The organism is Isoptericola sp. NPDC060185 (genome assembly GCF_042728595.1).
GTDB lineage: Bacteria > Actinomycetota > Actinomycetes > Actinomycetales > Cellulomonadaceae > Isoptericola.
The window spans coordinates 103856-124753 of sequence record NZ_JBHWYY010000005.1 but is presented as its reverse complement, the minus strand read 5'-3'; the positions used below and the strand labels follow the sequence as shown (position 1 = coordinate 124753).

At 74.3% G+C, this 20898-nt stretch carries 20 protein-coding genes; 10 read left to right on the top strand and 10 right to left on the bottom strand.

The features are described from left to right. The first annotated feature begins 5 nt into the window (after positions 1–5). Positions 6–1274: an MFS transporter gene (locus tag ACFWDO_RS03665; protein ID WP_380325392.1), complete on the top strand. Its 1269-nt coding sequence runs from the start codon at positions 6–8 to the stop codon at positions 1272–1274. A 96-nt stretch (positions 1275–1370) separates the two neighbouring features. Here ACFWDO_RS03665 and ACFWDO_RS03660 read toward each other — a convergent pair whose 3' ends face one another. Both ACFWDO_RS03660 and ACFWDO_RS03655 read right to left on the bottom strand, forming a co-directional pair. Further along, positions 1371–2501 (bottom strand): threonine aldolase family protein, encoded by a 1131-nt coding sequence (locus ACFWDO_RS03660; RefSeq protein ID WP_380325395.1) that lies wholly within the window; start codon positions 2499–2501, stop codon positions 1371–1373. A gap of 19 nt (positions 2502–2520) precedes the next feature. Beyond that, on the bottom strand, positions 2521–3582 hold the full coding sequence (locus ACFWDO_RS03655) for a LacI family DNA-binding transcriptional regulator (protein WP_380325397.1): 1062 nt from the start codon (positions 3580–3582) through the stop codon (positions 2521–2523). Positions 3583–3714: 132 nt separating this feature from the next. Between ACFWDO_RS03655 and ACFWDO_RS03650 the strand changes: the two genes are divergently transcribed. Both ACFWDO_RS03650 and ACFWDO_RS03645 read left to right on the top strand, forming a co-directional pair. Beyond that, a complete protein-coding gene (locus ACFWDO_RS03650; RefSeq protein WP_380325400.1) occupies positions 3715–4869 on the top strand; it encodes a Gfo/Idh/MocA family protein in 1155 nt (384 codons plus the stop codon). Continuing rightward, entirely contained in the window at positions 4866–5939 is a 1074-nt protein-coding gene (locus ACFWDO_RS03645; protein WP_380325403.1) for a Gfo/Idh/MocA family protein, read from the top strand. The genes ACFWDO_RS03650 and ACFWDO_RS03645 overlap by 4 nt, the downstream gene beginning before the upstream one ends. Before the next feature lie 85 nt (positions 5940–6024). Here ACFWDO_RS03645 and ACFWDO_RS03640 read toward each other — a convergent pair whose 3' ends face one another. Further along, the gene (locus ACFWDO_RS03640) at positions 6025–7170 is read right to left on the bottom strand and encodes a ScyD/ScyE family protein (RefSeq protein WP_380325202.1); all 1146 of its coding nucleotides are present in this window, start codon (positions 7168–7170) and stop codon (positions 6025–6027) included. A 74-nt stretch (positions 7171–7244) separates the two neighbouring features. Next, positions 7245–8516, bottom strand: a complete 1272-nt coding sequence (locus tag ACFWDO_RS03635; protein WP_380325205.1) for an endonuclease/exonuclease/phosphatase family protein — start codon at positions 8514–8516, stop codon at positions 7245–7247. Positions 8517–8609: 93 nt separating this feature from the next. Between ACFWDO_RS03635 and ACFWDO_RS03630 the strand changes: the two genes are divergently transcribed. Then, entirely contained in the window at positions 8610–9185 is a 576-nt protein-coding gene (locus tag ACFWDO_RS03630) for a GNAT family N-acetyltransferase (RefSeq protein ID WP_380325208.1), read from the top strand. Between the two features lie 36 nt (positions 9186–9221). Then, on the top strand, positions 9222–10073 hold the full coding sequence (locus tag ACFWDO_RS03625) for a VOC family protein (protein ID WP_380325211.1): 852 nt from the start codon (positions 9222–9224) through the stop codon (positions 10071–10073). Between the two features lie 27 nt (positions 10074–10100). On the opposite strand, the gene ACFWDO_RS03620 is transcribed toward ACFWDO_RS03625, so the two are convergent. Then, entirely contained in the window at positions 10101–10889 is a 789-nt protein-coding gene (locus ACFWDO_RS03620) for a class I SAM-dependent methyltransferase (protein ID WP_380325214.1), read from the bottom strand. Between the two features lie 118 nt (positions 10890–11007). On the opposite strand from ACFWDO_RS03620, the gene ACFWDO_RS03615 reads away from it, so the two are divergent. The 4 genes from ACFWDO_RS03615 to ACFWDO_RS03600 all read left to right on the top strand — a co-directional run bounded on the left by ACFWDO_RS03615 (position 11008) and on the right by ACFWDO_RS03600 (position 14036). Beyond that, positions 11008–11526: a toxin-antitoxin system HicB family antitoxin gene (locus ACFWDO_RS03615; protein ID WP_380325217.1), complete on the top strand. Its 519-nt coding sequence runs from the start codon at positions 11008–11010 to the stop codon at positions 11524–11526. Between the two features lie 82 nt (positions 11527–11608). Next, positions 11609–12448 carry a DUF4097 domain-containing protein gene (locus tag ACFWDO_RS03610; RefSeq protein WP_380325220.1) on the top strand — a complete coding sequence of 280 codons (840 nt, stop codon included), beginning with the start codon at positions 11609–11611 and terminating at the stop codon, positions 12446–12448. 26 nt (positions 12449–12474) lie between these two features. Next, positions 12475–13272, top strand: coding sequence for an ABC transporter ATP-binding protein (locus ACFWDO_RS03605; RefSeq protein ID WP_380325223.1), 798 nt, complete (start codon positions 12475–12477; stop codon positions 13270–13272). Beyond that, positions 13272–14036, top strand: coding sequence for an ABC transporter permease (locus tag ACFWDO_RS03600; protein WP_380325226.1), 765 nt, complete (start codon positions 13272–13274; stop codon positions 14034–14036). Before ACFWDO_RS03605 ends, ACFWDO_RS03600 begins: the two co-directional genes overlap by 1 nt. Positions 14037–14133: 97 nt before the next feature. On the opposite strand, the gene ACFWDO_RS03595 is transcribed toward ACFWDO_RS03600, so the two are convergent. Beyond that, positions 14134–15384, bottom strand: a complete 1251-nt coding sequence (locus ACFWDO_RS03595; RefSeq protein ID WP_380325229.1) for an NAD(P)/FAD-dependent oxidoreductase — start codon at positions 15382–15384, stop codon at positions 14134–14136. A 153-nt stretch (positions 15385–15537) separates the two neighbouring features. Beyond that, positions 15538–15963 carry an Hsp20/alpha crystallin family protein gene (locus tag ACFWDO_RS03590; protein ID WP_380316765.1) on the bottom strand — a complete coding sequence of 142 codons (426 nt, stop codon included), beginning with the start codon at positions 15961–15963 and terminating at the stop codon, positions 15538–15540. A gap of 216 nt (positions 15964–16179) precedes the next feature. On the opposite strand from ACFWDO_RS03590, the gene ACFWDO_RS03585 reads away from it, so the two are divergent. Continuing rightward, positions 16180–17928: a glycosyl hydrolase family 28-related protein gene (locus ACFWDO_RS03585; RefSeq protein WP_380316762.1), complete on the top strand. Its 1749-nt coding sequence runs from the start codon at positions 16180–16182 to the stop codon at positions 17926–17928. 97 nt (positions 17929–18025) lie between these two features. Here ACFWDO_RS03585 and ACFWDO_RS03580 read toward each other — a convergent pair whose 3' ends face one another. The 3 genes from ACFWDO_RS03580 to ACFWDO_RS03570 form a co-directional block, all read right to left on the bottom strand. Further along, on the bottom strand, positions 18026–19021 hold the full coding sequence (locus tag ACFWDO_RS03580) for a hypothetical protein (RefSeq protein WP_380317731.1): 996 nt from the start codon (positions 19019–19021) through the stop codon (positions 18026–18028). A 1-nt stretch (position 19022) separates the two neighbouring features. Continuing rightward, positions 19023–19625 (bottom strand): DUF6318 family protein, encoded by a 603-nt coding sequence (locus ACFWDO_RS03575; RefSeq protein ID WP_380317734.1) that lies wholly within the window; start codon positions 19623–19625, stop codon positions 19023–19025. A gap of 106 nt (positions 19626–19731) precedes the next feature. Next, the gene (locus tag ACFWDO_RS03570) at positions 19732–20898 is read right to left on the bottom strand and encodes an FAD-dependent monooxygenase (RefSeq protein WP_380317737.1); all 1167 of its coding nucleotides are present in this window, start codon (positions 20896–20898) and stop codon (positions 19732–19734) included.

Genomic DNA, 20898 nt, shown 5'->3' with positions numbered 1-20898 from the left:
GGCCGGTGGCCACGAGTGCACGGCCGTTCTGGACCTACTGGGCCGCGAGCACCACGAGCGGCGTCGGCACCGCCGTCACCGGCGTCGCGCTGCCGCTCACGGCGGTCACCGTGCTCGACGCCGGTCCCGTCGAGACCGGTGTGCTGGCCGCGTCGTCCTACCTCGCCTGGGGGGTGCTCGGGCTGCCCGCCGGCGCGATCGTGCACCGGCTCCCGCTGCGCGCCACGCAGGTCGTGGCCGACCTGGTCCGGGCCGCCGCGATCCTCGCCCTGCCGCTCGTGTGGTGGCTGGGCGAGCTCTCCCTGGTCCACCTCGTCCTCGCCGCGCTCGCCGTCAACGTGGCCGAGGTGTTCTTCTTCACCGCCAACACCACCTTCCTGCCCACGGTGGTGCCGCAGCACGAGCTGACCAGCCGCAACAGCCTCGTGTCCGGGACGCAGGCCGCCACGCAGCTCGGCGGCCCGTCGCTCGCGGGGCTCCTGGTGCAGGCCGTCGGCGCGGTGCCCGCGCTGCTGGTCGACGTCGCCTCCTACGTCGCGTCCGCGCTGCTGCTGCGGCGCCTGCCCGAGCGGCGCGAGCCCGCCCTCGGCGACGGCGAGACGCGCCCCGGCATGGGGCAGATGATCGCCGAGGGCTGGCGGTTCGTCGTGCGGCACCCCGTCATGGCGCCGGCCACCTGGTGGGCCTGCGCGGTGAACTTCGTGTGCGGCGTCCAGGCCGGCCTGTTCGCCCTCTACCTGGTGCGCGACCTCGACGCCCCGCCCGCGATGGTCGGTGTGCTGCTCGCCGCCGACGGCGTGGGCTCGCTGCTCGCCGCGGCCGCCACCCCATGGCTCGTGCGCCGGTTCGGGTCGGCGCGCGTGCTGCTGCTCGACGGGCTGGTCGGGTTCGCCGGCGCCCTGCTGATCCCGCTCGGCGCCGGGGCCCTCGGCTGGCTGTGCTTCGCCGTCGGGACGCTCGTGTTCGGCGCCTCCGTGGTGCCGGGCAGCGTCGTGACGCGCACCTACCGCCAGGTGGCGAGCCCGCCCGCGCTGCTGTCCCGCGTGATGGCGACCGTCCGGTTCGTGTCCTGGAGCATGATCCCGCTCGGTTCGCTCGCGGCCGGCGTGCTCGCCGCGCACGTGGGCAACCGGGCCGTGCTGCTCGGCTCCGCGTTCGTCATGCTGCTCGGCCCGCTCATCGTGGGCCTCAGCCCCGTGCGCCGGCTGCGGGACCTCGAGGACTTCGACGCCGCTCGGCCGGTCCCGTCGGAGGCCGCCCCGGCGTCGCGCTGACCGGTCAGGGCGGCAGGTTCCGGACTACCTTGCGGGGCTTCGGACTACCTGGCCGCGTCTCGGACTACCTCGCGGGGTTTCGGACTACCTCGGCGATCAGGGCAGGGCGTCGGCCGCTGCGGCGACGAAGGCGTCGACGGTCTCCGGCGCGGTGTCCCAGGCGCACATGAGCCGCACCTCGACGCGCCCGGGCGTCTCGCCGTCGGCCCAGTCGTAGAACCGGGCGACGGCGCGCAGGCGGTCGGCGGCGTCGCGGGGGAGGGTCGCGAAGACGGCGTTCGCCTCGGTGGGCCGCGTGACGCGCACGCCGTCGTCGTCCGACCCGGGCAGGGCCTCGAGCCCCGCCCGCAGCCGGGCCGCCATGGCGTTGGCCTGCGCGGCGTTGCGGTGCCACAGCGGCTCGTCGTCGCCCGCGTCACCGGGCTCCCCGAGCAGCGCGAGGAGCTGCGCGGAGACGAACCGCGTCTTGGACGCGAGCTGCATCGTCGCCTTGCGCAGGAACGGCACGGCGGCCTGCGCCGCCTCCCGGGCGCGGGCGGACGCGGCGTCCGGCGCGTCGTCGGGCCCGAGGACGAGGACGGCCTCGCCGAGCATGCCGCCGTTCTTCGCGGCGCCCAGGGACACGACGTCCACCCCGGCGTCGGTGGTCAGGGCCCGCAGCGAGCAGCCGAGCGCCGCCGCCGCGTTGGCCAGCCGGGAGCCGTCCACGTGCACGGCCATCCCCAGGTCGTGCGCGACGTGCGTCAGGGCGCGCAGGTCGTCGAGCGCGTACACGGTGCCCAGCTCGGTGGACTGCGTGAGGGACAGCACGGCGGGGTGCGCGCGGTGCACGTCGTCGCGCTGCCAGGCCCACCGGGCGACGTCGTCCGGCGTGATCCGGCCGTCCACGGACGGGCAGGCGAGCAGCTTGAGGCCGCCCACCCGCTCGGGCGCGCCGTTCTCGTCGGTGTTGACGTGCGCGACGTCGGACACGACGACGCCGCCCCAGCGCGGCGACAGCGCGGTGAGCGAGACGACGTTGGCCCCCGTGCCGTTGAGCACCGGGAACGCGAGCGCCCCCGCGCCGAACACCTCGCGCACGCGGGCGTCGAGGCGTGCCGTCCACGGGTCGTCGCCGTACGCGACGGCGTACCCGTCGTTCGCGGCCGCGACGGCGGCGAGGACATCCGGGTGCGCGGGCGCGTAGTTGTCGGAGGCGAACGGCGGCAGGGTGCGGGGGTCGGTCACGCGCCTCAGGGTACGACCGTCACCGGGGAGGCTCCCCGGCGTCGTCGGCCGGGAGGACGGGCACCGCGCCCGTCGACTCCCGCCACACGATCCGGTGGATCGGGGAGCCCGGGCCCGGGCGCGGCTCCCCGCGCACGGCGGCGACCAGCCGGCGCATCGCGGCGCGGCCGGCCTCCGGGAAGTCGACGTCGACGGTGGTGAGCGAGGGCATCATGAGGGCGCCCATCGCGAAGTTGTCCCAGCCCGTGACGACCAGGTCGCCCGGCACCGACCAACCGCGCTCCGCCGCGCCGCGCAGCACGCCCGCGGCGAGGACGTCGTTGGCCGCGACCACCGCGACGGGCGGCGTGTGCGCGGGGAGCTCGAGGATCGCGCGGCGGGCGGCGTCGCCGGACCACGTGCCACCGAGGACGCCGAGCGAGACCACGCCGGGGGTCGCGGGGTCCGCCGCCGCCCGCGCGACCGCGTCGAGGTAGACGTCCCGCCGCGCGCGGGCCGACGCGTACTGGTCGTTCCCCGCGACGTGCGCGAACCGGCGGTGGCCCGCGGCGACCAGCGTCTCGACGAGCACCCGGACGGTGCTGGCGTCGGCGAGGTCGCCGAGGGTGCGCATCTGCTCGTCGAACGTCGCCTCGGCGACGACGGGCGTGGCCCCCTCTCCGGGGGCGCCCGTCGCGTCGGACAGCACCTCCGGGAGCACGGGCACCAGCGTGAGGATCCCCTCGTACTGGCGGCTCGCGGCCAGGTCGCGCACGCGCTCCGAGCGGCGGGCCACCGTGTCGTCGTCGGTCTGCGTCTCCATGACGAAGCCCGCGGCCTCGGCCACCTCGCCCGCGCCGGCGAGGAGGCGGAGCTGGTTGTCGAGCGTCGCGCCGGTGATCACGGCGAGTCGGCCGGACCGACGCGTGCGCATCGAGCGGGCGGCGAGGTTGGGGCGGTAGCCGATCGACTCGGCCACCCGGAGCACGTGCTCGCGGGTGGCCGCCGAGATCGTGCCGCGACCGGTCAGCGCGTAGGAGACGGTCGCCTGCGACACCCCGGCGAGGCGCGCGACGTCGCGGCTGGTGGGTGGGGTCGGCACCGCCACAGTATGACCTCCCGGACCTTTCGCCCGTTCCTACCGCTTGACACGACCGCGGGTCGCGGCCACGCTGGGTGATCGATCACATGATACGTATCATGCACGACGTCAGCTCGTTCCATCGGAGGGACCATGCTCACCATCGGGATCGTCGGCACCGGCGGCATCGCCCGCGCCCACGTCGCCGGATATCAGCGTTTCGGCGACCAGTGCGAGATCGTCGCGCTGTGCGACCCGGCGCCCGGCCGGGCCGAGGCCATGCGTGCGGAGCTCGGGCTCGAGGGGGCCCGCGTCTACGAGGACGCCGCCCAGATGCTCGCCGCCGAGAACCTCGACCTCGTCAGCGTCGCGACGCCGCCGTCCACGCACGCCGAGCTGTCGATCGCGGCTCTCGAGGCCGGCGTCGACGTGCTCGTCGAGAAGCCCATGGCGCCGTCGCTCGAGGAGTGCGACGCCATGATCGCCGCCGCCGAGCGGAACGGGCGGCTGCTGTCCGTCGTCGCCCAGAACCGCTTCCGCGACGACATCGCCACCCTCAAGGAGGTGCTCGACTCCGGCCTCGCCGGGCCCGTGACGCATGCCCAGGTCAGCTCGGCCTGGTGGCGCGGCACCGAGTACTACGACCTGTGGTGGCGCGGCACGTGGGAGAGCGAGGGCGGCGGCTGCACGCTCAACCACGCCATCCACCACCTCGACATGACGCTGTGGATGCTGGGCTCGCCGCAGGCCGTCACGTCCGTGCTCACCAACGCGGCGCACGAGAACGCCGAGGTCGAGGACCTGTCCGTCAGCGTGCTGCAGTACGACCGGGCGCTCGCTGAGGTGACCGCGTCGGTGGTGAGCCACGGCGAGGAGCAGGCCATCGTCGTGCAGGGCCGGCACGCCCGCGTCTCGCAGCCGTGGAAGGTCGTGGCGGAGACCGCCAACCCCGCCGGCTTCCCCGACCGGCAGGGCGACCCCGAGCGGGTCGCCGCGATCGAGGCGGTGGCCGCGGCTCACCGCCCGCTGGAGCACACGGGCCATGCTGGGCAGATCGGCGACATGCTCGCCGCCGTGCGCGACCGTCGTCGCCCCGCCGTCACCGGCGAGGACGGCCGCCGCGCCATCGAGCTGGTGACCGCGATCTACGAGGCCGGCGTCGAGCGCCGCACCGTGGACCTGCCGCTGAGCGCCGACGACCCGTACTACCGCACCGGCACCCTCGTGGAGCGCGCCCCGCACTTCTTCTCCAAGACCGCGTCCGTGGGCGACCTGCCGGGCGAGATCATCGTGGGGGCCAAGGCATGAGCGCCGCCAGCGGTGCCGCCTACGCCCCGAACCCCGTGCCCGCCCCCGTCGTGGAGCCGGGCGAGTTCGTCTTCGCGGCGACCAGCCTCGACCACGGCCACGTGTACGGCATGTGCGACGGGCTGGCCGGCGCCGGCGGCACGCTCAAGTGGGTGTACGACCCCGACCCGGCCAAGGTCGACGTCATGCGCCGCAAGTTCCCCGACGTGCGGGTGGCGCGCAGCGAGGCGGAGATCCTCGACGACGCCGAGGTACGGCTCGTCGCGGGCGCCGCGGTGACGTCCGAGCGGGCGCCGCTCGGGCTGCGGGTCATGGAGGCGGGCAAGGACTACTTCACCGACAAGGCGCCCCTGACCACGCTGGACCAGCTCGCCGCCGCGCGCGAGGCCACGGCCCGCACCGGCCAGAAGTACGCCGTCTACTACTCCGAGCGGATCCACGTCGAGGCCGCCGTGCTGGCCGAGCAGCTCGTCGACCGCGGCGCCATCGGCCGGGTGCTGCAGGTCATCGGGCTGGGCCCGCACCGCCTGGGCACCGGACGCCCCGACTGGTTCTTCGAGAAGGAGAAGTACGGCGGCATCCTCTGCGACATCGGGAGCCACAACTTCGACCAGATGCTGCACTACGCGGGGGCGAAGGACGCCGAGGTCAGCCACGCGGCGATCGCGAACTACCACCACCCGGACCACCCCGAGCTGGACGACTTCGGCGAGGCCGGCATCGTCATGGACAACGGCGCCACCGGCTACCTGCGCGTCGACTGGTTCACGCCCGACGGGCTGAGCACCTGGGGCGACGGCCGCACGATCCTGCTCGGCACCGAGGGGTACATCGAGCTGCGCAAGTACGTGAACGTCGGCACCGGTGAGGGCGGCGGGCACGTGTTCCTCGTCGACGGCGAGGGCGAGCACCACCTCGTCGCGAACGGACAGGTCGGGTTCCCGTACTTCGGGCAGCTCATCCTCGACTGCCTCGAGCGCACCGAGAACGCGATGACGCAGGAGCACGCGTTCAAGGCCGCCGAGCTCAGCGTCCTCGCGCAGCAGCAGGCTCGGGTGCTCACGCCCTGATCCTGGGGAAGCGCCGGGGGCCGAGATCGGCTGGGGCTCGTGACCGAGCCCCAGCCGATCTCGTCACCCAGCGGCCGGATCAGTGTCAGTGGCCGTGACCGTGGCCGTACGACCTGGTCAGGTCGATCCGCACCAGGTGGCCGTCGGGCGGGGCGTCCTCGCCGGGCAGCGCGTTCGTGGTGGCCAGGAGGTCACCGTGGTCCCACTCGAGGCCGGCGGGCAGCGGCGTCTCGACGATGGTCCGGTGGCCGCCCCGGGTCACCTGCGTGACCTTCCCGCCGAACAGCTCCGCGACATAGACGTCCCCGGACGGCGAGACGGCGAGGTTCGTGGCGCTGAGGAGGTCGCCCGCGACCTTCCGCACCGAACCCGACCAGGGGTTCACGCGGTAGACCGCCGCCCGTGCGCCGAGGCTGTCGTCCTCCGGGCCGCCGGGCAAGGTGGTGACGTAGAGCTGACCCCACGGGCCGATCTCGACGTCGGTGGGGACGGGCTCGAACCAGTACGTCTCGCCGACGACGCAGTCCGGCAGGCCGAACATCGCCGCGGCCTCCGCGGTCACGACGGCCGGCTGGGCGGGCAGCACCGCCACGGTCCGGACCCGGCCCCGGTCGCTCACGGACAGGATCGCGTTCATGCCCGCGTCGGCGACGAACGTGGTGCCCCGGACCTGGGTGGTCGCGTACGGGTGGGAGTCCTGGATGCCCTCGTACCGGACCGGGATGCCGTCCGGCGGCGCCTGGTCCAGACAGGCCTGGTCGACGTCGCGGAACCCGTAGGTGACGTCGCCGTCCGGGTTGTTCGCGTTCTCGTAGGCGCGGATGTCGGCGAGCGTGCGCGCCGGGCCGGTCGGGTTGCCCTTCGCGTCGAGGCGCAGCGTCTTGATGCTCGACGCGACCGGGCCCGTCTCGTCGTCGATGAGGGTCTCGGTAAACGCGAGGCGACGGTCGCGGTAGGAGACCCCGCCGACCTCCTCGCCGTTCGCGGACCCGTAGAGGACGGTGGTGTCGCCGTGCTTGTCCACCTCGGTGAGCAGGCCGGCGAAGTTCTGGGTGACGTACGAGGTGCCCTTGGCGCCGACCGCGGCGCTGAGCGGGGTGACCAGGCCGGAGGCGATCTCCGTGACGGTCGGGGGCTTCGGTGCGGGCTTGCCGCCGTGGGCGGCGGCGGGGCTCGCGGCGAGCAACAGGGCCGTCGCTGCTGCGGCGGCCGCGGTGAGGGCGCGTCTCATGGGTGGCTCCAGGGCTCGACGGTGAGGTGGCACAGCACCTTCGAGCCTGCGATCGCCCCCGGGCGCTCGCAGCGTCAGCCGAGGGTGATATCGACCCAGACGAGCCGGTGGTCGCTCGACGGGAACGGGTACACGCCCGTGAGCCGCGACAGCGGGTCGGCCTGCGTGGGCCAGAACACCCCGGCGTCGCGCACCCGCAGGCCCTTCGAGGGCAGCACGTAGTCGGCCCGCAGGTTGCCGGGCGCGGAGTCGGAGAAGTCGGCGGTGTCGAGGGCCGGGTCGCCCCAGTGGGTCGCGTTGGCGCCGCCCTGCAGCGCGGCCGCCTCGACCGCGCCGGCCGACGTCGGCCGCGGGTCCGTGATGCGCGGGTGGTCGAGCAGCTGGTCGACGGCCGTGTTCACGGAGTCGCCGTCGAGCGGGTCGGCGTTCTGGTCGCCCACGATGACGAAGCGCTCGCCCGGCTTCAGGCCGCCGCGCCGGCCCTGGTCGTCGTCGATGTACCGGGACGTGACACCGGGCGTCACGTAGTCGGCCCAGAAGCGGATCTCGTCGTGGTTGCGGCGGCCGTTACGGTCCTCCGGGCCGTCGAACGTGGGCGGCGTCGGGTGCGCGGCGAGCACGTGCACCGTCCGCTTGCCGACGCGCACCGGCACGTCCCAGTGCGACTTGCTCGACAGCCGCACGACGTCCAGCTCGGCGGGGGAGTACCAGTCGTCCGGCTCCGGCGTCGCCGGGTCGTCGGGCAGGAGCGCGCCCGGCATGTCCTTCCACAGGAACTTCTGGAACGTGCGCACGTGCGACGTGTCGATCGGGTACTTCGACAGCACGACCATCCCGTACTGGCCCTCGAACTCCCCGAAGCCGAACGCGTCGTCGCCGCCGCCCACCCGGCCGTCGTTGTTGAGGTCGAAGCCGCTCGCGACCCCGGTGTTCGACGGCGCGGTGTACGCGTAGCGGTAGCGCACCGGGTCGGCGCCGCCCTGCGGCACCTCCAGGTAGTTCTCGCGGAACAGGTCCACGCTCGCGTGCGCGGCGTCGTAGTCGAACTCGTTGAGCAGCACCACGTCCGGGTCCGCGCGCTGGATGACCTCCGCGACCGTGCGCGCCTGCGCGTCGTCGCCCGTGGACAGGTCGGCCTGCAGCTCGCCCTCCGTCGCGCGGTTCAGCGACAGGTTGTAGGTCGCGACGCGCAGCGGCGTGCCCCCGTTCCCACCACCCCCGCCGTGCCCGTGGCCGGTGCCGCCGGCGCTCGCGGCCAGCGGCGTGACGGCGAGGCCCGCGCCGAGGGCGAGGGCGGCGGCCGCGGTGACGGTGCTGCGCGCGGGGGTGCGACGGCGAGAGGTCATGGGGCCACGGTAGGGAGTGGGGGGCGCCGGGGGAAGGGCGGCGCGGCGACCTGTGGATGAACGGCGGGTGCCGCCCTGGCTAGGGTCGGGAGCATGGGAGTCCTCTCCGCCCGCGGGCCCGCCGTCGTGCTCGAGACGGACCGGCTGCGGCTGCGCCCTTGGCGGGTCGAGGAGGCGCCGGTCCAGCGGCAGCTGTGGGCGGAGCGCGACCCCCGCGTCCCCGCGCACCGCCGGATCGACATCGCCGGGCGGCCCACCCTCGAGGACGTCGAGGCCTGGGTCCGCGACGGCGTACGGCCGCCCGGGCGCGGGCTGCTGGCCGTGGAGGTCGTGGCCACCGCGGAGGTCGTCGGGTACTGCGGCCTGATCGACGGCGACGCCGGCCCCGAGGACGAGCCGGAGCTCGCGTTCGAGCTGCTGCGCCGCACGTGGGGGCGCGGGTACGCGACCGAGGCGGCGCGGGCCGTCCTCGGCTGGGCGCGGGAGTCGGGCTGCCCCCGCGTGTGGGCCACGGTGCGGGACTGGAACGCCGCCTCGCTCCGGGTGCTGGCGAAGGTGGGCTTCGTCGAGAGCGGCCGCGTCGAGGCGGACGCCGCGCACGGCGACTCGCTGTACCTCGTGACCGACCTGGCGACCGGCCTTGGCGCGGACACGGACGGGTCGGCCTGACGCTGCCGGTGCGGCGGCGGGGAGCAGGGTGGGGGCATGACGCACACCTACCCGCACGGCGTCCCGAGCTGGATCGACCTGGAGGTGGCCGACGTCGACGCGGCACTCGCGTTCTACGGCGCGCTGTTCGGCTGGTCGTTCACCGAGAAGCTGCCGCCCGGCGCGCCGGGCCGCTACGTCGTCGCGTCGCTCGACGGCACGGACGCCACCGCCGTTGCCGCGTTCGCGACGCCGGACCCGGGGGCCCCCGCCGGCGGCCCCGTGGCCTGGAACACCTACCTCGCCGTGGACGACGCCGCCGCGGCGGCGGCGCGGATCACGGAGCTCGGCGGGCAGGTCGTGACGCCGCCCGAGCCCGTGGGGCCGCCGGGGTCGGTGGCCGGCACGATGGTCCGCTTCCGCGACCCGCAGGGCGCGCCCGGCCGGCTCTGGCAGGCGGGCACCCGCCCCGGCGCGCAGGTGGTGAACGCGCCCGGCACCTGGAACTTCAGCAACCTGCGCACGCCTGACGCCGACGCGGCGCTCGCGTTCTACGGCCCGCTGCTCGGCTGGGCGGTGGACCCGGAGCTCGCGATCGGCATGGCCCGCGTGCCCGGGTACGGCGACCACCTCGCCGCGACGTCCGACCCCGACATCTACGACCGGCAGGCCGGGTTCGCCCCGCCCGGGTTCGCCGACGCCGTCGCCGGGCTGGAACCCACGGACGGGCCCGCGCACTGGTCCATCGTGTTCGCCGTCGCCGACCGGGACGCCGCCGCCGAGGCCGCGCGGGCCGCCGGCGGCACCGTGGTCTCCACCGACGACAACGCGTGGGTCCGCGCGGTCACCGTGCGCGACCCGTTCGGCGCCGAGCTGGTGCTGTCCCAGTTCGCGCCGCAGGGGGCCTGACCGGGCCCCGGTGTCACGGGCGCGGCCTCAGGGACGGCGCGCCTGCACCCACATGACCGGCGTGTCCATGAACGTGGCGCGGTCCACCTCGCGCGCGTCGGCCAGCCCTGCGTCGGTCAGCAGCCGCTGGATGCCGCCGTCGGCGTTGTCCTCGCGGTGCTGGTTCACGCCGATCTCGTGGTGCCGGTGGCCGCCGCGCCCGTGCCCGCCGCCGTGGTCGTGCCCGCCGTGGTCGTGCCCGCCGTGGTCGTGGTCGGGCGCGTCGAGGTCGGCGATCGTGACGGTCCCGCCGGGGCGTAGCACGCGCACGAGCTCGGCGGCGAACTTCCGCTTCTCGTCGAGCGGCACGTGGTGCAGCGCGAGCGAGGACACGACGTGGTCGACGCTCCCGTCCGCGGCGGGAAGGCGGTCGGCGAACCCGCGCACCAGCGTGAGGGAGCCGCGCCGTCCGCCCCCGCGTCGTCCGATCCCGCGTCGTCCGATCCCGCGACGCCGCGCCTTGCGGGCCGCGCGTCGCAGCGCGGAGCCGTCCGGGTCGACGCCGGTCACGGCCGCGTCCGGCACCTCCCGCAGCACCGTGAGCGCCAGGTTGCCGGTGCCGCAGCCGACGTCGAGCACGTGCTGCCCGGGGGTGACGCCCGCCAGCGCGACCGTGCGGCGGTGCAGGCGCCCGGCGTGGCGCCACCAGCTCTGCATGTCGTACCAGGGCATCTTCCACGCGCTGCTCATGCCCGGCAGGTAGGCGCGGTCCGCCTCGTCCGGGCGCACGTCGTCGAACAGGCGGACGCCGTGCGCGTCCTCGGGGTGCTGGGTCACCTCGCCCACGCTAGTCGCGACGCCGGGACGCCGGGCCCCGAGGGGCGTGACACCACTCGGCGACATTCATGACACCAAACCCCTTGCGATGACACCACAGTGGTGTCATAGTGGAGTCATGGACCTGACCCGATACGCCGACGAGCTGCAGCGGCAGCTCGCCACCGCAGCCGCAGCAGGCGGAGACGAGGCGCGCGACCTCGCCGGCCGTCTCACCGCCCCGCTCGACGTCGCCGCGCGGCTCGTGCTCCTCGAGGCGCTGTCGGACGCGGCCGGGGAGATCTCCGCGGAGCTCGCCCCGGGCTCCGTCGACATCCGCCTCCGCGGCGGGTCGCCGGAGTTCGTCGTGACCGTCCCTCGCGCGCCGGCCGAGGCCGCCGCCCCGGCGCCCGCCGCCGAGGAGACGCCGCTCCCCGCCCCGGACGTCGAGGGCGGCGCCACCACCCGCACCACCCTCCGCCTGCCCGACCACCTGAAGTCCCAGGCCGAGGTCGCCGCCGCCCGCGACGGCGTCTCCGTCAACACGTGGCTCGTCCGCGCGGTCGCCGCCGCGCTCGAGCAGTCCACCGGACGTCCGGCCGCCCAGGCCCGTCCGCAGCAGCGCGGCTCCGGCCGCGTCACCGGCTGGGTGCGCTGACTCCACGCGACATCGCGCCGCACCGCCACCCGCCCCACCGACCAGCCTGACACCACACCGACACCACTGTTGGAGCTCCGTCATGCCCACTTACCCCGCCCCCCAGCCCGTCCCGGTCCTCGTGGACGTGCCCTTCGCCAACGTGCACGTCGTCGCCGGCGATCGTGACGACGTCGTCGTCACCGTGCTGCCCACCAACGCGAAGTCCGGCAGCACCCGCGCCGCCGAGCAGGTCCGCGTCGACCGGGACGGCGACGCCGTCTCGATCACCTACCCCGGCTCGTGGAAGCAGTACGTGCTCCCGTTCGCCGCCGGCACCGCCGACATCACCGTCGAGCTCCCCGAGGGGTCCTCGCTGAGCGGCAAGGCCGGCTCCCTCTACGCCGAGGGCGCGCTCGCCGTCGTCGACATGACGCTGTCCGCCGGGAACGCCCGCGTCGACGACGTCGAGCGACTCGACGTCAAGGTCTCCGCCGGCTCCGTGACCGCGGGCCGCGTCACCGGTTCGCTCGACGTCAAGGTGAGCGCCGGGTCCGTGTTCGTCGACGAGATCTCCGGCGACGGCGCGATCCGCGCGACCAACGGCACCACCACCGTCGGATCCGTCACCGGCACCCTCCAGGTGCTCGGGGCGCACGGCGACATCGCGGTGAGCCGCGTGCGCGGCACCCTCACCGCGAAGTCCGCGCACGCCGGCATCCGGGTGAACAACCTCGAGACCGGCGCCGTCACGCTCACCACCTCGTACGGCTCGATCGAGGTCGGGGTGCCCGAGGGCACCGCCGCCTTCCTCGACCTGGCGTCGGACAGCGGCTCCGTCCGCAACCAGCTGACCCCCACCGAGGGCCCGGTCGAGGACGAGGCCACCGCAGAGATCCACGCCAGCACCGGCTACGGCGACGTCGTCGTCCGCCGGCCGTGAACGACACAGGAAACGGAGCTCCGGACATGACCACTGCACAGACCCCCGATCCCGCCATCCGCGTGCGGGGCATCGAGAAGTCCTTCGGCGACCTGCACGTGCTGCGGGGGGTGGACCTCGACGTCGCGTCGGGCAGCATCTTCGCGCTGCTGGGCTCGAACGGCGCCGGCAAGACCACCCTCGTGCGGATCCTGTCGACCCTCCTCAAGGCCGACGCGGGCACCGCCGTCGTGCACGGGTTCGACGTCGCGGCCAAGCCCGGCGACGTGCGCGAGTCGATCAGCCTCACCGGCCAGTTCGCGGCCGTCGACGAGGTGCTCACCGGGCGCGAGAACCTCGTGCTCGTGGCCCGCCTGCGGCACCTGCCGCACCCGGGCGCGATCGCCGACGACCTGCTCGCGCGGTTCTCGCTCACCGAGGCGGGCGCCCGCCGGGCCGGCACGTACTCGGGCGGCATGCGCCGCCGCCTCGACATCGCGATGAGCCTCATCGGGAACCCGCCGATCATCTTCCTCGACGAGCCGACCACGGGCCTGGACCCACAGGCCCGCATCGAGGTGTGGCAGACCGTCAAGCAGCTCGCCAGCGGCGGCACCACAGTGCTGCTCACCACCCAGTACCTGGACGAGGCCGAGCAGCTCGCGGACCGGATCGCGATCCTCCACCAGGGCACGATCATCCAGAACGGCACGCTCGCCGAGCTCAAGCAGCTCCTCCCGCCCGCCGAGGTCGAGTACGTCGAGAAGCAGCCGTCCCTCGAGGACGTGTTCCTCACCCTCGTCGGCGCCACCCCCGCAGACCAGAGCACCGGAAAGGAATCCTGATGACCACCGCCGTCCTCAGCGACACCCGCGTCCTCACGGGCCGCTCGCTGCGCCACATCCTGCGCAGCCCCGACACGATCATCACCACCGCGGTGACGCCGATCGCGCTGATGCTGCTGTTCGTCTACGTCCTCGGCGGCGCCATCGACACGGGCTCCGACGAGTCGTACATCAACTACATGCTGCCCGGCATCCTGCTGATCACGATCGCGTCGGGCGTGGCCTACACGTCCTACCGGCTGTTCCTCGACATGCAGGGCGGCATCGTGGACCGCTTCCAGTCCATGCCGATCGCCCGGTCGAGCGTCCTGTGGGCGCACGTGCTCACGTCGGTCGTGGCGAACATCGTCTCCGTCGCGATCGTGGTGGGGGTGGCCCTGATCATGGGCTTCCGCACCGGGGCGTCGGTGGGGGCCTGGCTCGCCGTGGCCGGGATCCTCGTCATGTTCACCCTCGCCCTGACCTGGCTCGCCGTCCTCGCCGGCCTCTCGGCCAAGACCGTCGACGGCGCGAGCGCCTTCAGCTACCCGCTGATCTTCCTGCCGTTCATCAGCTCGGCCTTCGTGCCCACCGACACGATGCCGGCCCCGGTCGCCTGGTTCGCCGAGAACCAGCCGGTGACGTCGATCGTCGACACCGTGCGGGCCCTGTTCGCCGAGCAGCCCGTCGGCAGCGACATCTGGGTGGCGCTGGCCTGGCTCGTCGGCATCCTCGTCATCGGCTACGCCCTCGCCGTCGCCGCCTACCGGCGGCGCGTCGGCTGACCGTCCCGCCCACGACGTCGCACGGCCGAGCCCCGGTGGACCGCCACCGAGGCTCGGCCGTGCTCGTCGCTGCCGCCCTCGTCGCGCTCCGGCGGGACTACACCGAGGCCGCGGGGACGACGTCGGGCGCGGTGGTCCCTTGCGTGCTCTCCGGCATGGTCTCCTGCCCCCGGTCGCGCAGGGCGGCCGGGCGGTGCGGGTCGCCGACGAAGGCGGGGTACCGCACGAGGCCGGGCCGCTTCGCCTCCCAGGCCAGCTGCAGCACGGTGCTGCGGCAGACGAGCTCCTTGAGCCATGCTCCGGCGCGGGATCCCCGCCGGCCGCCCAGGACCGCGCGGACCGGGACGTCGCCGCGCCCGGCGAACTGGAAGAGCCCGTCGGCGCGGCCGAGGCTCAGGCACTGCCCGACGAAGCCGACGGTGGCCGGCCGCGGCTCCCGCCCGGCGATCCGGGCGAGCACCGTCTCGCCTGCCGCCGCGCCGAGCTGGCCCGCGGCCTGGCAGCTCATCCGGTAGGGCAGGCCCGACGGCGCGGCGGCGTCGCCGGCGGCGACGATGCGGTCGTCGTCCAGGCTGGTGAGCGACTCGTCGGTGCGCAGGCGGCCGGCGTCGTCGGTGCTCAGGCCGCTGCGGGCGGCGAGGCCCGCCGCGCGGAACCCCACGGTCCAGACGGTGACGTCGCTCGGCAGGTCGCGGCCGTCGGCGAGCCGCACGGCGCCCTCCGTCACCTCCGTCACCGTGGCGCCCACCCCCGCGACCACCTGCACTCCGAGTCGCGTGAGCGCGGCCGCGACCACCCGGCGGCCGTTCGGGTGCAGGTACGGGCCGAGGAGGTCGCCGCAGACCAGCGTCACCGCGCGGCCCTGCTCGGCCAGCTCCGACGCCGTCTCGATCCCCGACGGGCCCGCGCCCACCACCGTCACCCGCGCGGCTGGCCCGGCCGCCGCGAGGGCGGGGACCAGCCGGTCGGCCTCCTCCAGGCTCGTCAGGGGGTGGGCGTGCTCCGCGGCGCCCGGCACCGTCGGCGTCGCGCCGGTGCTGCCCGCCGCGTAGACCAGGTAGTCGTAGGCGAGCGTGCTGCCGTCAGCCAGCACGAGGCGGCGCCCGGGCGCGTCGATCCGGTCGACGGTGGCGACCTCCAACCGCACCCCGCCCGCCAGCACGTCCGCGTAGTCCACGACGGCGCCGTGGGTGCCCGCGGCCCGCTGGTGCAGGCGGATCCGCTCCACGAACTGCGGGCGTCGGTTGACCAGCGTCACCGTCACGTCGTCGCGCTTCGTCAGGCGGTTGGCCGCCGTCACGCCGGCGTACCCGCCGCCCACCACCACGATCTGCGTCCTGTGCGACATCTCGTCTCCTCGGTCGTCGTTCCTCATCCGTTCCTCACGGTGACGACGAGGCGAGGGGTGGAGGTGTGACTGCTCCGAGGGTGCGAGGGCGGGACGCGCGACGGCGTCCGGTCGCGGGTGCGACCGGACGCCGTCGGGTGATGCCTGAGCGGGTCAGGCGGTGGTGACCTCGATGCGCTGCGGCGTCGTGCCGGCGAAGACGCCGGCGACGGTGACCGTCAGGACGCCCGCGTCGTAGGACGCGCGGACGGCGTCGCCGTCCACGGCCTTCGGCAGGGTCACGACGCGGCGGAACTCGCCGAACCGGACCTCCGAGATGCGGCGGCCCTCGGACTCCTCCGAGCGCTGGTCCTTGCGCTCGCCGCGCACGACGAGCTTGCGCCCCTCGACCTCGACGGTGACGTCCTCGGCCGGGTCGACGCCCGGCAGGTCGAGGCGGGCGACGAGGTCCTCGCCGTCGCGGTACACGTCGGCCGCGGGCACGGGCCGCTCGGTCCGGGCGAGGTCGGTGGCGCGCGGGGTCCACAGGTCGCGGAGCCACGCGTCGGCGAACGGGGTGCGGGTCAGGGTGGTGGTCATGCTGTCCTCCTCCAGGTGGGTTGCTGCTGACCGGTTCAACTTGAGCGCCTCCGACTCAATTTCCGGGTTCGCCGACGGCGGACGGCGCCGACGCGGACCCCTTGCCCGGCGCTGCGGCCTTCGCCATGATCGTGCTGTCGCCTCGGCCTGCAATCGATTGCAGAGCGTGGCGCTGCCCCGGACCATCCATCACGACGACGACGAAGAGGTCACGACGTGCGACGAGAACCAGGTCAGAACTCCGCGAACCACTCCCCTCTGAGCCGGCGGCTCTTCCTCGGCGGCGTGGCCGCCGCCGGCGCCGGGGCGATCGCGTCACCCGCAGCGGTCGCCACGGCCGCCCCCGTGCCGGCGACCGCCGTGTCCGACGCCATGCCGACCGGCGCCGACGCGGCCGTCGTCGACGACTCCACCCGGCTCGTCGCCGAGTGGGCCGCCGCGCCGGGGGCGCACCCGCTCGTGCCGTTCGTCGCGCAGGCCGGGTATCGGCTCGGCGCGCGCCCGCGCCCGCTGCCCGTCGTCGCCAAGGTGACTGACTTCGGCGCGGTGGCCGACGGCGTCACCGACTGCGCGCCGGCCTTCGAGGCCGCGCTCCGCGCGGCCCACGAGCGCGGCGGCGGCACCGTCCTCGTCCCCGCGGGGACGTACCTGCTCGCCGCGCCCGTCTTCATGCACTGGTCCGGCGTGGTGCTGCGCGGGGACGGCCCCGCGGACACTGTGCTCCACTTCTCCCGCCCGCTCGACGACGGCTACCGGCGCGCGCGACAGTCGAACGGCAACAGCCGCTGGTCGTGGACCGGCGGGCAGGTGTGGTTCGTGGCGCCCGAGCGCAAGGCGCAGTCCGAGGCCGACGACTACGCAGGGCAGGAGGGCTGGCTGCCGGGCGAGACGCTCGCCACCGTGGCGTCGGCCGCGCGCGGCCAGCGGACGCTGCTCGTCTCCGACACGGGCGGTCTGCGTGCCGGGGACATGGTGCTGCTCGAGGTGGAGAACCGGCCCGACGCCCACTTCCTGCAGCACCTCGCCGGAGACGGTCCCGGCGCCCAGGTGTACGACTGGGCCACGAAGGCGCCCCAGCTGACCGCCGGCTCGGGCGGGCAGTACGTGCAGTACGCGGTCCCGTCCTGGCCGGTGCGGGTCGAGGCGGTGCTGGGGCCGCGCCTCGTGCAGCTCGCGCAACCGCTGCGGTACGACCTGCGGCCGGAGTGGCCCGCGCGGATCCGCGCGCTCGGGCCCACCGTGCACGACTCCGGCGTCGAGGCGCTCACCATCCGCAACGAGCTGCTGCCCATGACGCCGCACAACCAGCACCCCGGCTCGAACGGCGTGTGCTTCCAGGCGGTGCACGACTGCTGGGCCCGCGACGTCCGCGTGGAGAACTGCGACCTCGGCTTCGGGTTCACCGGCGCGAAGTCGAACACCGTCACGGGTGCCGTCGTGGCAGGTCGGACCACGCACCACGACGTCGCCTGCCGGATGCAGTCGCACGACAACCTGGTGGAGGACTTCGAGATCGAGAAGTTCACCGTGCCGCTGCCGTCCGGCTCCCAGCACCACGGGCTCAACGTCGAGGGGCTCTCGTCCGGCAACGTGTACCGGCGCGGCACGATGGCGCAGGGCACCTTCGACACCCACCGCGCCCTGCCGTACGAGAACGTCCGCACCGACATCTCGCTCGTGAACACCAACGCCGTCGGCGGTTCGCAGGCGTCCGGGCCGCTCTTCGGCGCGCGGTTCGCACACTGGAACGTGCGGATCGGCAACGACCGGTCGTACGCCGTCGCGATCGCCGACGTCGCGCCGCGCAGCATCAGCCTCGGCATCCAGGGCGTGCAGGGCACGGGCAGCGGGCTCGCGCGCGACTTCTCCGGCGACCTCGAGTCCCTGCTCCTGCAGCACGGCGAGGCGCCCGCGGTCACCGACCTCTACGCCGAGCAGCGGCGGCAGCTGAAGATCGGCGGCTGACCCTGCCGGCTGTCGCGTCGGCCCGGTGACGTAGTACCTGGTGACGGTTCCGGCGACGGAACCGTCGCCGGGTACTACGTCGCTGTGGTCTTGGGGGTCAGCAGGTGCTGTGGCCGTCGAGGTCGTCGCACACGAGGCGGGTGCGGGCTTCGGTGACGGTGGTGGGGGTGGTGGTGCTGGTGGTGGTGAGGGTGTCGGGGATGTCGGTCCAGGTGCTGGAGCCTTGGACGCGGAAGCCGCCTTGCCAGGTGGTGGTGAGGGTGACGGTGACGTCGGTGCGGTAGGCGTTGCCGTGTTCGTCCTCGTGGGTGCCGGGGTCGGTGCCGGGGGTGCCGAGGCGGGTGTAGGTGTGGCCGACCCAGGAGGTGTCCGGTAGCGGGTCGCCGGTGTGCCAGGGGTGTCCGGGGTCGGTGGTGACCAGGGTGGTGCCGTCGGCGGAGTGGGGGTCGTCGAAGTCCCAGGTGAACTCCGTGGGCTCGGCGCGGATGATCACGGGGACCGTGAGCAGGGTGACCTGGCTTTCCTGGGGTGCCGCGCTGGTGTAGGCGGGGTAGTGCACGTTGACGACCATGGGTGGGTTGCCCTGGAGCGTGGCCTTCGGGGTGGGGATCTTCATGGTGCGGAACTCGCGGCGGGCGGCGGCGGCGATGTCGGCGGGGGTGATGCATTGGCCGTCGTCGATCTTCTCGGGCTTGTCGTAGGTGCCGTCGTTCCGGACGCGTTGCACCCACAGCGGGGCGAGGGGGAATGTGTCGGGCGGGCAGTCGAGTTCCTGCCGGATGGCTCTGCGGTTCGCCGGGCACGCGCCGGGGGTGTGCGTGACGTCGTGGACGTACTCCGTGTTCGCGATGAGGAAGCAGGTCGTCTCGTCTGCGCGGATGTACTTGTCCCGTGGAGCGTCGGCATCGGCTTCATGCTTGCCGTTCGTGGGGTGCCGCAACCCATTGCCGACGGCGGCCGCGCCCATCGTGTCGGACTCGTCGCTATTGAAGCCGTGGATCTCCGGAGGCGGGAGAGGCGGATCGGTCTCTGTCGTCGGTGTGACGGTTGTCAGTGCGATGGCGAACGCCGCGACCGCGGCCGACGGGAACACGTCAGGACCCGGGGATGTCGCCGACACCGAGAACGACCCATCGGTTGTCCTGTCGTGTCATCTCGATGCGCGACTTCGCTCGGTTTGCACCTTCGCTGAAGACGACCTTGCCGTCCTTGTCGGTGAGTTCGACCGGCGCGACCTTGACTTCGACGTCGACGGGCCACACTCCCGTGGCAAGGTCCTGCTCGTATGTGTGAAGGACTTGGGCTCGAATCTCGCCGCCCTTCCATGCTTCTCCGCGATTTGCGATGCCTTGAGCCTGCTCGAGTCGGGCCGAGCAGCGATCGCAGCTCTTGAGTGACATCGCCTCCCACTCGGCGGTGTCGCCGGTCTTCATGATGTAGTCGTCGAGCTCGAGGAAGTACACCGCCGCAGCTTCGGCGCCGGCGGGGCCGTCGTCGTCCATCGCCTTGGGGCGTTCGGGGGCCTTGACGGTCGGCGTCGGGCTGGGCGTGGGGGACGCGGGCGTCTCCGGGCTGGCGCTCGTCTGCGTGGGTTCGGGCGACGGGTCGGCGGGCTGGTCCGAGTCGCAGCCGGCGACGAGGAGCGCGGCGGCCGCGGCGATGGAGGTGGCGGCGAGGATGGCCCGGTTGCGGGTCATGGGGGCTCCCTGTCGGCGGTGACGTCGCGCGTCACTGTAGGGCAAGACGACAGATGGTTGCCCGGGTGTCTGTGGATAACTCCGTCGCCGCAGGTGGCGGGCAGCGTCACGCCTCGGGCGGGCGCCAGCTCATCACCGGGCGCAGGGCTCGGGCGCTCAGCGACTCCGTCCAGCGGCCCAAGGCGCGGATCCCGGCGTCGCGGACGGCGGTCCCCACCGGCGAGGTCCACAGGGTGGGGGCGGCCATGCGCGCCGACATCCGCATCACCTGCCGGACGCGGGGCCGCCGCTCCGCGGACCAACGCTGCAGAGCCGTCGCGACGTCGTCCTCCTCCGACCGGACCCGCACCCCCAGCACGACGGCGTCCTCGAGCGCCTGGCAGCCGCCCTGACCGAGGTTGGGCAGCATGGCGTGGGCGGCGTCGCCGACGAGCGCGACCCGGCCGGTCGTGAGCGACGCGGGCGGCTCGGGCAGGTGGCGCAGCTCGTGCCGCAGCACGGAGGCGTCGTCGACGGACGCCAGGAGCGCGGGGATCGGCTCGTGCCAGCCGGCCAGGCGGTCGCGCAGCTCGCCCAGGTCGCGGGGGACGCCGACGGCGTCCGCCACCGACACGTACACGTAGACCCGGCCGTCGGCCAGCGGCATGACGCCCGCGACGATCCCGCGGCCCCAGACCTCCGACCCGACCACGCCGGGCAGCGGCGGCGTGACGAACCGCCACGCCGTCGACCCGCCCGACACGGGTGCCGGGGCGCTCGCCCACCAGCGCGTCCGCGTCGCCGAGCCGATGCCGTCGGCGGCGACGACGAGGTCGGCGTCGACGTCCAACGCTCCAGCGGGGCCGGACAGTGCGACCCGCGCGGGCCGCGACGTCGTGCCCGGGTCGACGACCTCGGCGCTCGTGCCGAGCCGCAGCGCGCCCGCGGGGAGGGCGTCCGCGAGCAGCCCGACCACCTGGGCCCGGTGCAGCATGAGGGTGCGGTCGCCGAACAGCGACGTCGGGGCCTCCGCCCGGCCGCGCATGAGCCAGCGTCCGTCGGGCCGCCGCAGGCCGAACTCTCCCTGCAGCGCGGCCAGGTCGCGCGTCGCGTCCCCGACGCCCAGCGCGTCCAGGGACCGCACCGCGTTGGGCGCGACGACGATCCCCGCGCCCACGGGGTCCAGCGACGTCGCGCGCTCCACGACGGTCACGTCCCATCCGCCGCGCGCCAGCGCCACGCCCGACGCGAGCCCGCCGATCCCGCCACCGACGACGACGGCCGTGCGCCCCAC